10 protein-coding genes and 1 pseudogene are annotated in these 12,419 nt (G+C 74.3%); 8 read left to right on the top strand and 3 right to left on the bottom strand.

Going from position 1 to position 12,419, the window contains the following annotated elements; translation table 11 throughout:
- The first annotated feature begins 409 nt into the window (after positions 1 to 409).
- The 5 genes from murJ to ACWEJX_RS04090 all read left to right on the top strand — a co-directional run bounded on the left by murJ (position 410) and on the right by ACWEJX_RS04090 (position 6,022).
- Positions 410 to 2,287, top strand: coding sequence for a murein biosynthesis integral membrane protein MurJ (murJ, locus tag ACWEJX_RS04110; protein WP_451605979.1), 1,878 nt, complete (start codon positions 410 to 412; stop codon positions 2,285 to 2,287).
- Positions 2,199 to 2,987, top strand: coding sequence for a polysaccharide deacetylase family protein (locus ACWEJX_RS04105; protein WP_451605964.1), 789 nt, complete (start codon positions 2,199 to 2,201; stop codon positions 2,985 to 2,987). The genes murJ and ACWEJX_RS04105 overlap by 89 nt, the downstream gene beginning before the upstream one ends.
- Before the next feature lie 11 nt (positions 2,988 to 2,998).
- Entirely contained in the window at positions 2,999 to 4,147 is a 1,149-nt protein-coding gene (locus ACWEJX_RS04100) for a glycosyltransferase (protein WP_451605978.1), read from the top strand.
- Positions 4,148 to 4,166: 19 nt separating this feature from the next.
- Positions 4,167 to 4,835, top strand: coding sequence for a lipopolysaccharide biosynthesis protein (locus ACWEJX_RS04095; protein WP_451605963.1), 669 nt, complete (start codon positions 4,167 to 4,169; stop codon positions 4,833 to 4,835).
- A gap of 68 nt (positions 4,836 to 4,903) precedes the next feature.
- Positions 4,904 to 6,022: a GNAT family N-acetyltransferase gene (locus tag ACWEJX_RS04090; protein ID WP_451605977.1), complete on the top strand. Its 1,119-nt coding sequence runs from the start codon at positions 4,904 to 4,906 to the stop codon at positions 6,020 to 6,022.
- Between the two features lie 564 nt (positions 6,023 to 6,586).
- On the opposite strand, the pseudogene ACWEJX_RS04085 reads toward ACWEJX_RS04090, so the two are convergent.
- Positions 6,587 to 7,561 (bottom strand): annotated as a pseudogene (locus tag ACWEJX_RS04085) (glycoside hydrolase family 26 protein); the annotation flags it as partial.
- Positions 7,562 to 7,872: 311 nt separating this feature from the next.
- Here ACWEJX_RS04085 and ACWEJX_RS04080 point away from each other — a divergent pair.
- Together ACWEJX_RS04080 and ACWEJX_RS04075 are read left to right on the top strand one after the other, a co-directional pair.
- Positions 7,873 to 9,207 (top strand): carboxylate--amine ligase, encoded by a 1,335-nt coding sequence (locus ACWEJX_RS04080; RefSeq protein WP_451605962.1) that lies wholly within the window; start codon positions 7,873 to 7,875, stop codon positions 9,205 to 9,207.
- 71 nt (positions 9,208 to 9,278) lie between these two features.
- Positions 9,279 to 10,553, top strand: coding sequence for an FAD-dependent oxidoreductase (locus tag ACWEJX_RS04075; protein WP_451605976.1), 1,275 nt, complete (start codon positions 9,279 to 9,281; stop codon positions 10,551 to 10,553).
- 94 nt (positions 10,554 to 10,647) lie between these two features.
- Here the strand turns inward: ACWEJX_RS04075 and ACWEJX_RS04070 are convergent, their stop codons facing one another.
- Complete coding sequence (locus ACWEJX_RS04070) at positions 10,648 to 10,881, bottom strand: chaplin (RefSeq protein ID WP_451605961.1); 234 nt, start codon at positions 10,879 to 10,881, stop codon at positions 10,648 to 10,650.
- Positions 10,882 to 11,055: 174 nt separating this feature from the next.
- Complete coding sequence (locus tag ACWEJX_RS04065; RefSeq protein ID WP_451605960.1) at positions 11,056 to 11,259, bottom strand: hypothetical protein; 204 nt, start codon at positions 11,257 to 11,259, stop codon at positions 11,056 to 11,058.
- Positions 11,260 to 11,387: 128 nt separating this feature from the next.
- On the opposite strand from ACWEJX_RS04065, the gene ACWEJX_RS04060 reads away from it, so the two are divergent.
- The gene (locus ACWEJX_RS04060; protein ID WP_451605959.1) at positions 11,388 to 12,407 is read left to right on the top strand and encodes an LCP family protein; all 1,020 of its coding nucleotides are present in this window, start codon (positions 11,388 to 11,390) and stop codon (positions 12,405 to 12,407) included.
- Positions 12,408 to 12,419: the final 12 nt, after the last annotated feature.

The following is a 12,419-nucleotide window of genomic DNA, read 5'->3' as shown; positions in this document are numbered from 1 at the left end:
GGCGGCGGCGGAAGAGCCTCGTGGCGGCGCTGGGGGCGGCCGGGTGGCGGGGCGCGCGCCGTACGGTGGGCGACCCGCGGCGCGGGATCTCCGGCTGAACACCGTGCAGGGGACGAACGGCCACGCCGTGGCCGACCCGGGGCCGGTGTGGCGGGATGCCCGGCCGGGCCAGGGGCAGGGCCCGGAGAACGTCAACGTCCCTGGGCCGACCGGCGGTTGGGCGGCGGACCCGTTGTGCGGGCTGCCGCGTCCCGGGGCCGGTGCCGCGGACGGCGCCGTCGCGCCGCCGCTTCCGGCGGGGCCCGACGACCCGTGGGCCGCCTTCGCCGCCGACCCGCTGTGCGGGCTGCCGCAGCCCCAGCCCCCGCCCGAGCCCCCGCCCCGGGATCCCGACGACACCCTGCAGCTGCTGATGCGGCACGGCGGGGCCGAAGACCCGTGGGCCGCCTTCGCCGTCGACGCGCTGTGCGGGCTGCCGCGAGGCGAGGCACCCCATGCCTGGGGGGCCGCGCCGATCGCTCAGCCCGTCGCACGGGCCACCCGCGCCGAGCGGCCCGTGCTGCTCGGAGGGCGGCCGCTGGGGTACGGGGCGCGGCCCGTCGAGGCCGCGCCCGCGGACCGGTCCAGGGCGCGGCACGCCCGGCGCGGGTCGGGGCGGTTCCTGCTGCGGGCGGCGGCGGTGACGGCGGGGCTGACGGCGGCCGGGGCGGTGCTCGGGCTCGTACGGGACCAGATCCTGGCGCGGTACTTCGGGGCCGGGGCGGAGACCGACGCGTTCCTGGTGGCGTGGACGGTGCCGGAGTTCGCGTCGACGCTGCTGATCGAGGACGCGATGGCGCTGATCCTGGTGCCGGCGTTCTCGCGGGCGCTCGCGCGGCGGTCCGGTTCGCTGTTCGGGGATCCGGTGCGGCAGCTCGTACGGACGACGCTCCCGCGTCTGGTCCTGGCGGTCGCCGCCGTGGCCGCGCTGCTCGTGGCGCTCGCGCCGCTGCTGGTCGGGGCCCTCGCGCCCGGCCTGCCGGATCCGCGGCTCGCGGTGGACTGCACGCGGCTCACGGCGACGTGCGTGCTGTCGTTCGCGCTGGCCGGGTACTGCTCGGCGGCGCTGCGGGCGCACGGCTCGTTCCTGCCACCGGCGGCGATCTACGTGGCGTACAACGTCGGCATCATCGGGACGACGCTGGTGCTGCGCGAGCCGTTCGGGGTGCGGGCGGCGGCGGCCGGGGTGGCGGTCGGCGGCGTGCTGATGGTCCTCGTGCAGGCGCCGTCGCTGCTGCGGGAGTTGCGCGACCGTCCGGTGCCGGAGGAGCAGCCGAAGCCGCTGCCGTCGGGCGACGGGCGGCTGCTGGTACTCGGGATGATCGCGCCCGTCGTGGTGTTCGCGCTGTCGCGGCAGTCGCAGATCCTGATCGAGCGCTTCCTCGCCTCGCCGCTGCCCGCCGGAGCGATCTCGCACCTCAACTACGCGCAGAAGATCGCGCAGATGCCGATGATCCTCTCCCTGATGCTGTGCACGGTCAGCTTCCCGGTCGTCGCCCGCGCGCTCGCCGCCGGAGACGCCGAGGGGGCGCGCCGCCGGGTGGAGCGGGACCTGCTCCTGGCGGCGGTCGTGGTCCTGATCGGCGCGTCGACGGTGATCGCCGCCGCGCCGCAGATCGTCGAGATCCTGTTCCAGCGGGGCGCGTTCGACGCGGCCGACACGGCGGCGACGGCCGCGGTGATGCGGGTGTACGCGCTCGGGCTGCTCGGCCAGACGATGGTGGGCGCGCTGGTCCGCTGCTACTTCTCGGCGGCCCGCCCGCTCTGGTACCCGGCCGCCGCGATGGGCACCGGGCTCGCCGTGACCGCCGTCGCGGGGGCGGCGGGCGCGCATCTGTGGGGCGCGACCGGCATCGCGGGCGCGAACGCGCTCGGCATCACGGTGACCGCCGTGATGCTGCTGACCGGCGCCCACCGCCAGTCCGTGCCGGTCGACGTGCGCCGGCTCGGCGAGGGCCTGCTGCGGCTGGCGACCGCCGGCGCGTGGGCGACCGGCGCGGGCTGGCTGACCACGCTGTTCGTCGGTCCGCCCGTGCTCTGCGTCGCCCTCGCCGCGCTCGTCGTCGTCGGCGTCTTCCTGCTGTTCATCGCGTGTGCCGCCAAGGCGCCCGAGATCCCGCCCCTCCCCCACTCGCCCTGCCGGAACCGAAGGACCCCCCATGCCCGCCCCCGCCGTGCTGCGTCGTCTGCTGCCGAAGCCTCCCTTGTGGGTGGCGATGTACCACTCGATCGCGGACGTCCCCGATGATCCGTACAAGGTGACCGTCTCCCCGGTGCGCTTCGCCCGCCAGCTGCACTGGCTGCGCGACCGGGGGCTGCGCGGGGTGTCCGTGCGGGAGCTGCTCGCGGCGACCGCCGCGGGCCGGGCGCGCGGTCTGGTCGGGCTGACCTTCGACGACGGGTACGCGGACTTCCTGGAGTCGGCGCTGCCGCTGCTGCGCCGCCACGGGTTCACGGCGACGGTGTACGTGCTGCCGGGGCGGCTCGGCGGCGACAACGCCTGGGACGCGCACGGGCCGCGCAAGCCGCTGCTCGACGAGGACGGCGTCCGGCGGGCGGCCGCGGCCGGCATGGAGATCGGCTCGCACGGGCTGCGTCACGTCTCGCTCACGGAGACGGACGACGAGGGACTCGCGGCCGAGACCCGGCGCAGCCGCGAGCTGATCGAGGAGATCACCGGCGATCCGGTGGACGGTTTCTGCTATCCGTACGGGACGGTCGACGCGCGCGTGATGCGGGCGGTCCGCAAGGCGGGGTACGCGTACGGCTGCGCGATCGACCCGGGCCCGCTGTCCGGGACGTACGCGCTGCCCCGGGTGCACATCGGCGAGGAGGACACCTCCTGGCGGCTCACCGCGAAGCGGGTGCTGCATCCGCTGCGGCGGCGCCGGCCGGCCGATCTGCTCCCCGCGCAGGGCGGGCCGGCCGACCGGGCGGTGCTGTCGTGACGCCACGGGATCTGAAGGTGCTGCACGTCATCACCGGGCTCGGCATCGGCGGCGCCGAGCAGCAGCTGCGCCTCCTGCTGCGCCATCTCCCGGTGCGCAGCCGGGTGGTGACGCTCACCAACCCGGGCGCGGTCGCCGAGGGCATCGAGGCCGACGGCACGCCCGTCGCCCACCTCGGCATGACCGGCAACCGGGACGTCGGCGCGCTGCCGCGGCTCACCCGGCTGATCCGGCAGGGCGGTTACGACCTCGTGCACACCCATCTGTACCGGGCCTGTGTGTACGGCCGGCCGGCCGCGCGGCTCGCCGGGGTGCGGCCGGTGATCGCCACCGAGCACTCGCTCGGCGACGTCCAGATCGAGGGCCGGCCGCTGTCGGCGGGCACCCGGGCGCTGTACCTGGCGACGGAGCGGCTCGGCACGTCGACGGTCGCGGTGTCGCCGAGCGTGGCGCGCCGGCTCGCGGACTGGGGCGTGGCCCCCTCCCGTATCCGAGTGGTGCCGAACGGCATCGAGACCGGCCGCTTCGCCTTCCGGCCGCGGGCCCGGGCGCTGGCCCGGGCGGCGCTCGGGCTGCCCGCGGACGCGTTCGTGGTCGGCGGGGTGGGGCGGCTCGCGGCCGGGAAGCGCTTCGACCGGCTCGTACGGGCGGTGGCGTCGGTGCCGGAGACGCGGCTGCTGCTCGTCGGGGAGGGCGACCGGCGGGCGGAGCTGCTGCGGATCGCGGCGGAGTGCGGGGCGGCGGACCGGGTGCTGCTGCCGGGCGCCTTCCCGGATCCGCCGGAGCATCCGGCGGGCGGGCGGCTCGATCTGCCGTCGCTGCTGGCGGCGATGGACGTGTTCGTGTCCACCTCTCCCGACGAGACCTTCGGTCTCGCGGTCGTCGAGGCGCTCGCGGCGGGCCTGCCCGCGCTGTATGTGGCGTGCCCGGCGATCGACGACCTGCCGCCGGGCGCGGTGCCCGGCGCCCGGCGGATCGGCGAGTCCGTGCCCGAGCTGGTCGGCGCGCTGCGCGAGGCCGGGCGGGCGCGGGCAGCCGGCGGGCCGGACCGGCTGCCGCCGCCCGGGGCGGTCCGCCGCTACGACATCGCGCACAGCGCGGAGCAGTTGCTGTCCCTGTATCAGCGGGCCGTCCACGGCCCCCACCCTTCCGTGAAGTGAGAGCTGCGCCATGACCCCCATGACCCCCGTGACCGCGACACCGCCACGGCCCTTCCTCCTCACCCCCGCCCGCTGGATGGTGCTGCCGGCGGCCGTGCTCGCCGGCGCGGCCCTCGGCGGCGGCTACGGGGCCGTGAAGACCCCGCAGTACGCGGCGACCAGCTACGTCATCGTCGTGCCGGCCGAGCAGGCCGACCCGTCGGCGGCGCTCGGCTTCGCCCAGGCGTACGGGCGGGTCGCCACGGACATCGCGGTGACCGGTGACGCCCAGGTGTGGGCGGGCGTCTCCGCCGACACGCTCCGCTCCAGCGTGCAGGCGGCGACCTCGCCGGACGCGCCGATGATCTCGATCACGGCGCGGGCGCCGAAGCCGGCGGCGGCCGTGTCGATGGCCGACGGGGTGGCCCGGGCGCTGGTCCTCAACAGCTCGCACGTCGCCGGGAACACCGGCGTGAAGGTGGTCCAGTTCTCGCGTGCGACGAAGCCGGTCTCCCCGGTGTCGCCCTCCGCGGGGCTCTCGGCGCTCGTCGGCGCCTGTGCGGGCGGGCTGCTCGGCGGTCTCGCCCTGCTCGTCCGGCCGAAGCGGCAGGCGCGGGACGGGGCCGGGGCCCGGCACTCGCGGCAGGGCACGGCGTCGGTGCCGGGCCCGGCGCCGGCCTCGCAGCAGCCGGAACCGGAGGCGGTGTGACGGTCGGACAGATCGCGCCCGCCGGGGCCGGGACGGGACCGGGGCCGGGGCCGGGGACGTCCGGGGCGCTGCACGCCGAGGTCCTGCGGGACGGCGAGGCCTTCGGACGGCTCGGGCCGGAGTGGACGGCGCTGTACGGGCGCTGCGCCACGGCGACGCCGTTCCAGTCGCACGCCTGGCTGCACTCCTGGTGGCTGTCGTACGGGCGGCCCGGCGCCCTCCGGGTGGTCCTGGTCCGGCGGGCCGACGGCACGCTCGTCGGCGCGGCGGCGCTGCTGCGGGCGCGCGGCCCGCTGCCCGTGCTCACCCCGCTCGGCGGCGCGATCACCGACTTCACCGACGTCCTGCTCGACGACGGCTGCCCGGACGCGGCGCCCGCGCTCGCCCGCGCCCTCGCCCGGGCGGCGCGCGGCGCGGTCGTGGACCTGCGCGAGGTGCGGCCCGGGGCGGCGGCCGAGCGTCTGTACGAGGCGTGGCGCGGGCCCCGGCGGCGGCTCGCCGACTCGGAGTGCCTGGAGCTGCCGGCCGTCCCGATGGAGACGCTGCTCGAACGCATCCCGTCCGGCAAGGCGCAGCGGATGCGGGCGAAGTTCCGGAAGCTGGACGCGCTCGGCATCGACGAGCGCGTCGTCCCCGGAGCCGAGGTCCCGGCCGCCCTGCGGCGGCTCCTCCGGCTGCACCAGCTCCAGTGGCGGGGCCGCGGGGTGACGGCCGAGCACACGAGCGAACGGTTCGCCGAGCATCTCGCGCGGGCGGTACGGCCGATGGTCGAGCGGGGGGACGCCGCGGTCACCGAGTACCGGCTCGGCGACGAGGTGCTGTGCGCGGACCTCACCCTGATGTCGCCGCGGCTCGCGGGCGGCTACCTGTACGGGGCGGATCCGGCGCTGCGGGCCCGCAAGGTCGACGTGGCCGCGATGCTGCTGCGGCACGCGGCCCGCGAGGCCGCCGCGAGCGGCCGGGCCACGCTGAGCATGCTGCGCGGCACCGAACCGTACAAGCACCACTGGCGCCCGGAGACCGTGCCCAACCAGCGGCTCATGCTGGCCGGGCCGGGTACCGCCCCGCTGCTCTGGGCCCGCGCGGGCGCGGCGCACGGGCGGCGCTGGGCGGCCCGGCAGGTGCGGCAGCGGGAGTGGCTGGGCCGCGCGCTCGGCCGCGGCACGCCGAACGGCGGCGGAGGATGAGCTCCTCCGCCGCCGAGGGTGACCGCGAGCGGCCCGTCAGAAGGGCCAGACTCCGTGCAGCGTGTCCTTCCAGTCGAAGTTCAGGTGCTCCTCCCAGGTGTCGGTGGACGGCTTCGGGAAGGACGGCTTCGGGAGCGTCGGCTTCGGGAGTGAAGGCTTCGGCAGGGAAGGCTTCACGGGCTCGTTCCAGGAGTCCGTGGGGACGGGGAGATCGGGAACGCAGATCTGACCGCCGAGCCAGCTCTCGATCCAAGAACCGAGGTTCAGGGGCCGACAGGTGGGCTTGGGGTCGGGCTTGGGGTCGGGCTTGGGCTCGGGCTTCGGTTCCGGCTTCGGCTCGGGCTTCGGTTCCGGCTTCGGCTCGGGCTTCGGTTCCGGCTTCGGTTCCGGCTTCGGCTCGGGCTTGGGCTCGGGCTTCGGCTCAGGCTTCGGCTCAGGCTTGGGCTCAGGCTTCGGTTCCGGCTTCGGCTCCGGCTTCGGCTCCGGCTTCGGCTCCGGCTTCGGCTCAGGCTTGGGCTCAGGCTTGGGCTCAGGCTTCGGCTGAGGCTTCGGGACGGGGATCGTCGGATCCGTGGGGTCGACCGGATCCGTGGGGTCGACCGGGTCCGTCGGATCAGTCGGATCCGTCGGGACCTGCGGGTCTGTCGGATCCGTCGGGTCCGTCGGGACCTGCGGGTCCGTCGGATCCACTCCGTACAGCATCTGACGGAACACCAGCGACGACCGCGGGTTCTCGTCGCACTGCCAGACGCCGTGCGGGCAGTAGTCGGTGATCGTGTGATACAGCGGCTTGTGCTGCTTCATCCATTCCAGCATGCGCCGCATGTACACGGGGTTGTCTCCGTTCCGGAACAGGCCCCATTCCGGATAGGAGATCTGCTTCCCGTGCTCGGCCGCGAAATCGACCTGCGCCTGCAGACCGTACGGTTCGCGCACGTGTTCGTCGAAACTCGCGCCGGTCGGCTGGTCGTAGGAATCCATGCCGATGACGTCGACGGTGTCGTCACCGGGATAGCATTCCGTCCACGGAATGGCGTCGAGGCCGCGGCTCGGATTGAAGTCGAAGCGGAACTTCTGCCCCGGCACGGTACGCATCGCGGTCACGATGCGGGTCCAGTACTTCTTCCAGGCCGCCGGATCCGGCGCGCACCGGTGGGTGTAGGTCGTGCCGTTCATCTCCCAGCCGAGGTCGATGACGGTGTCCGCGGCCCCGAGGCTCACCAGGCGCTGGGCGAGGGTCTGGAAGTGGTGGTCGTAGTAGCCCGCGGCGCCGAGCTGGAGCTGGCGGCGGACCTCGTGGTCGGAGACGCCGGCCTCGTTCCGTTCCAGCATCGGCACGTTGAGGACCAGCATCCGGTCGGCCCGCTCCGCGCGCCAGGCCGCCCAGGCGTCGAGGAAGCCGGGCGGGCCCTCGATGCTCGACCAGCGGTCGCCGGGCAGGTAGGTGTGGGCGACCCGGAGTTCCCGGCCGCCGAGCCACCGCTCCAGCTGGGCGATGCGCGCGGGGCCGAGCGGGCCCGATTCGAGGAACGCCCCCATCGCGCCGGACAGAGTCCGCTGGGGGTCCGGGGTCGTTAGCGATGCGGATTCGGCCGCGTGAGCGTGAGCGGGAGACGACAGCACGACTGAACCTGACGCAAGGAGACCGGCGGTGAACACCCCCAGCCACACCCTCGAAGTTCTTCGCTTTCGGTTGACCACAGGAACTCCTTCAGTTGACCGCCAGTCAGATGTCTGATGTTCCGAAAGTATTCCTAATGAGCCGACCGGGAATCCGGCTTTGATCCGCCAATGGTCCGTTAGAGGATTTTCCATCGCCCAATTGGGGCACCCGAGACGAAGGACATGCCGTGCCGAGTATTGACACCCGCGTCCCCGCGGTCCTTGTGCGGCTCGACCCGAACCCCTTTCACCACGGCACGCTCGGCGCCGCGCGGTCCCTGGGGCGGGCCGGTGTCGCGGTGCACGCGGTGGTCGAATCGCTCTCCAGCCCGGTCGTCCGCTCCCGCTACCTCCACGGCGCGCACCTCCGCCCCGCCGAGCCGTCCCCCGCCGAGCTCACCCGCCTGCTGCTGCGGATCGCGGACCGGCTGCGCCCCGGGCCGGCCGACGGCACGTCACCTCCCGCGCTGCTGGTGCCCCTCGACGACATCACCGCCCTCTCCCTCGCCGAGTGCCGCCCCGAACTGGCCGGTCGCTATCTGCTGCCCGACCAGTCCCCCGAGCAGCTCGCCCGGGTCGCCGACAAGGCCCAGCTCGCCGAGACCTGCCGGGCCCTGGGCCTCCCCCATCCCCGTACCGAACTCCCCACCAGCGCCGAGGAGGCCGCCGCCATGGCCTGGTCGCTCGGGCTGCCGGTGATCGCCAAGTGGAGCCGGCCCTGGCTGCTGCCGGTGGGCGGCCGGCTGCGCAGCACCACGATCGTCGGCTCGCTCGCCGAGGTCCGCGAGCTGTACGAGCGCACCCCGCAGGCCGGCAGCCGGCTGCTGCTCCAGGAGTTGCTGCCGGCCGGGCGGGACCTCGACTGGTTCTTCCACGGGTACGTGGACTCCGGCGGCGGCTGCTCGACCGGCGCGACCGGCCGCAAGGAGCGCTCCTGGCCGGACGGCGCCGGGCTCACCGCGGTGGGCCGCTGGACCGCGAACCCGGCGGTGGACACGCTGGCCCGGGAGCTGCTCGCGGCGCTCGGCTACCGGGGCGTGTGCGACCTGGACTTCCGGCTCGACCGGGCGACCGGCGCGTACCACCTGCTCGACTTCAACCCGCGGCCCGGCGCGCAGTTCCGGCTGTTCGCCGACCGGGACGGGCTCGACGTGGTCCGGGCGATGCACCTGGACCTCACCGGCCGCCCGGTGCCCGCGCACCTGCCCGCGTACGGACGCCGCTTCGTCGTCGAGAACTACGCGGCGCTCTCGTACCTCTCCTCGCCGCGCCGCCGGTACGCGCCCGAGCGGCGCCGGCGCGGCGCCCACCCCGGCGAGACCGCCTGGTTCGCCGCCGACGACCTCGGGCCGGCGCTCGCGATGCTCCGCGACTGGCTCTCCCATGTGCTGCGCAAGGGTCTGCTGACGCTCCGTCGGTCGCTGCGCGGCGCGACCGGGCGGCCCCGGCGGGCGCCCGCCGTGCCGCCGCCGTCGACCCGCTCCCGTACGGCCTCTCCGCGGGACCGGATGACCCGGCGATGACTCCCCTCCCACCCCTCTCCGACCCGTCAGATCTCTCCGACCCCCTCAGACCCGTGAAGGTGGAACGCACGATGTACGACCTGGTGATTGTGGGCGCGGGCCCCTACGGTCTGTCCGTGGCCGCCCACGCGGCCGCCGGCGGCCTGAAGCTGCGCACCTTCGGCAGGACCATGGAGTGCTGGCACGCCATGCCCTCGCGGATGTTCCTCAAGTCCGAGCCGTGGGCCTCCCATCTCTCCGACCCGGCGGGCCGGTTCGGGCTCGACGCCTACGCGGCCGAGCGGGGCGTGCCCGCCGAGCACGGGGTGCCGCTGCCGGTCGGCTTCTTCGCCGCGTACGGCGACTGGTTCGCGCGGCAGGCGGTGCCCGGCCTCGACGAGCGGCTCGTCACCACGGTCGCGCCGGTGGACGGCGGCGGTTTCGCGGTGACGGCGGAGGACGGCGAGACCGTCCGCACCCGCACGGTCGCGCTCGCGGTCGGCGTGCTGCCCTTCATGGAGGTCCCGGGGCCGCTGCGTGGTCTGCCCCGCCGGTACGTGACCCACTCCAGCCACCACGGTGAGCTGGACGGCTTCGCCGGGCGGGACGTCACGGTGATCGGCGCCGGGCAGGCCGCCCTGGAGACCGCCGCGATCCTCACCGAGCAGGGCGCGGCCGTGCGGATCCTGGCCCGGGCCGACCGGCTGAACTGGAACACCGTGCCGCCGGCGCTCGACCGCGGCCGCTGGCAGAACCTGCGCGCCCCGCACACCGGGCTCGGCTGCGGCTGGCAGAACCGGCTCTACGCGGACACCCCGGGCGTCTTCCGCCGGCTGCCCGCCGCCACCCGCGAGCGGATCTTCGACTCGGCGCTCGGCCCGGCCGGGGCCTGGTGGCTGCGCGAGCGGTTCGCGGCGGTCGGGGACGTACGCCTCGGGCAGCGGGTCACGTGTGCGACGGTGACCGCCGACGACCGGCTTCGGCTCGACGTGCGGGGCGCGGACGGGACGGTGAGCGTGGTGGAGACCGACCACGTCGTCGCGGCCACCGGCTTCGTGCCAAGCCTGGACCGGGCGGACGTCCTCGCGCCCGAACTGCGGTCCGGGCTGCGGCGGGTGGGGGCCGGCGGGGCGCCGGAGGTGGGGGCGCTCTTCGAGTCGTCCTGGCCGGGGCTGTTCCTGGCGGGGCTGCTGACGGCGCCGTCGTACGGGCCGTCGATGCGGTTCGTGTTCGGCGCGGGCTACACGGCCGGGCGCCTGGTGAAGGGGGTGCGCCAGCGGCTGCGCGGCGGGACCGGCGGCGGTGGGGTGCTCGGGCGGCCGCGCTCGGGCTCGGGCGACCGGCGGGTGGCGACGCCGGCCTCGTAGGCGGGCCTGGTGCGCGAAAAGGGCCGGCCCCGGGGAGCGTGGTGGTCGCTCTCCGGGGCCGGCCCGGTCCCGGCGGCTGCCGGCGGGGCGAACGTCAGGCGTTGATGCAGACGTTGCCGACGGCCGGGTTCAGCGCACCGATGAGGTTCACGCTGTTGCCGCAGACGTTGGCCTGCAGGTGGATCGGGACCTGGATCACGTTGCCGGACAGGACGCCCGGCGAACCGACGGCGTAGCCCTGGGCGTCCGCGTCGGCCATCGCGGGGGCGGCGGCACCGATGGCCATGAGCAGACCGGCGACGACGACCGCAGCCTTCTTGCACTTCATTTCGTCTGGATCCTTTCTGCGGCGGAAGAGAATTCACGGATTTCGTGACGAGCGGGCACGCACGGGGTGCGCCCGCATTCCGCTGCACGGTTTCACAACGACCCTGCCACGGAAAGGAAACCTTCTGATGGTCCGACCGGCCGGGTTCACTCGCTTGCCGGGCCGATTTTCGCTTCAGCGCGGCCAGATAGGTGTTCTCATGAGCCGTTCCCACTCCCGGTCGGGCACGCCCGGCACGGCCCGTCCGGCCTGGATCCACTGGTGGGCGAGCAGAGAATAGAGGGGGAACGGTTCCCGTTCGGCGACGGGCGGGTCGGACACATAACGGCTCTTCGGAATGAAGGCCATCCGCTCCCATTTCCCGGGTTCAGGTGCCATATTCGCTCCTTCCACTGAGGTCTCGGGAGGTCTCGGCATCATGACACAGGCGCAGCGGGCGGGTGATTCGAACTGTCCATGTCGCGTCGCGTACCTGTGTGCGACGACGACCGATTTAACGTTTCGGCATGAGAATTCCCGGCAGACGTCTGCTGCTCCTGTCCACGGCTCTGGCCACGCTCGGCGCGGGCGGCGCCATCGCCGCCGCCCCGCCCGGCCTGCCGGCACCCGACAAGGGCCTCAACATCCTGCTCGTAGGCGTCGACTCGCGGGCGGGCGTCACCCCCGTCGAGCGCGTGAAGTACCACATCGGCAACAAGGACTGCGGCTGCACCGACGTGATGATGCTGGTGCACGTCTCCGCCAAGAACGACCGGGTCAGCGTGGTGAGCCTGCCCCGCGACTCGCTCACCACGCTGCCCGCGCACCGCGACCGGCACACCGGTGAGATGGTCCCCGCCCACCAGGCCAAGCTCAACAGCGCCTGGAAGCAGGGCGGGGCGCCCTTCGTGATCGAGCGGGTCGAGGCGCTGACCAAGGTCCCCGTCCACCGCTACCTGGAGATCGACTTCCGCCGCTTCATGGACACCGTCGACGTCATCGACGGCGTGCCGGTCTGCTCGAAGAAGGACCTCAAGGACCCGGCCACCGCCATCGACCTCAAGGCGGGCGTCACCCGCCGGGTCCTCGGCGGCGAGGCGCTCCAGTACGTGCGCTCCCGGAAGGCGGACGGCGAGGCGGACTTCGGGCGGATCAAGAAGCAGCAGCGTTTCATCGTCAACACGCTGCGCGAGGTCCGCACCCATCTGTACCGGGACTCCGACTGGCTGCGCTGGTTCACCGAGACCCTGCGCGGCAGGGCGACGGCCGAGCGGGCGATCAGCACGCCGGAGCTGTTGACGCTCGCGGCCCGGCTGCGGAACCTCACTCCGGAGCAGACCGAGTTCGCCACCGTGCCGATCCTGAAGATCAACCCGCTCATCCCGGGCGTCGGCGCGACGATCTCGTGGGACGAGAAGTACGCCGCCGAGGTCTTCGCGCAGCTGCGCGCGGACAAGAGGCTGCCGAAGCCCGACCCGAAGTACCCCAGCCAGACCAAACTCGGCGAGTACAAGCCCCTCGAAGGGAAGTCGATGCTCTGCGCCTAGGGAGGGCACAGG

This window comes from Streptomyces sp. NPDC004788 (assembly GCF_053601115.1).
The sequence above is the reverse complement of the archived record's forward strand: the minus strand, read 5'-3'. Positions and strand labels throughout refer to the sequence as shown.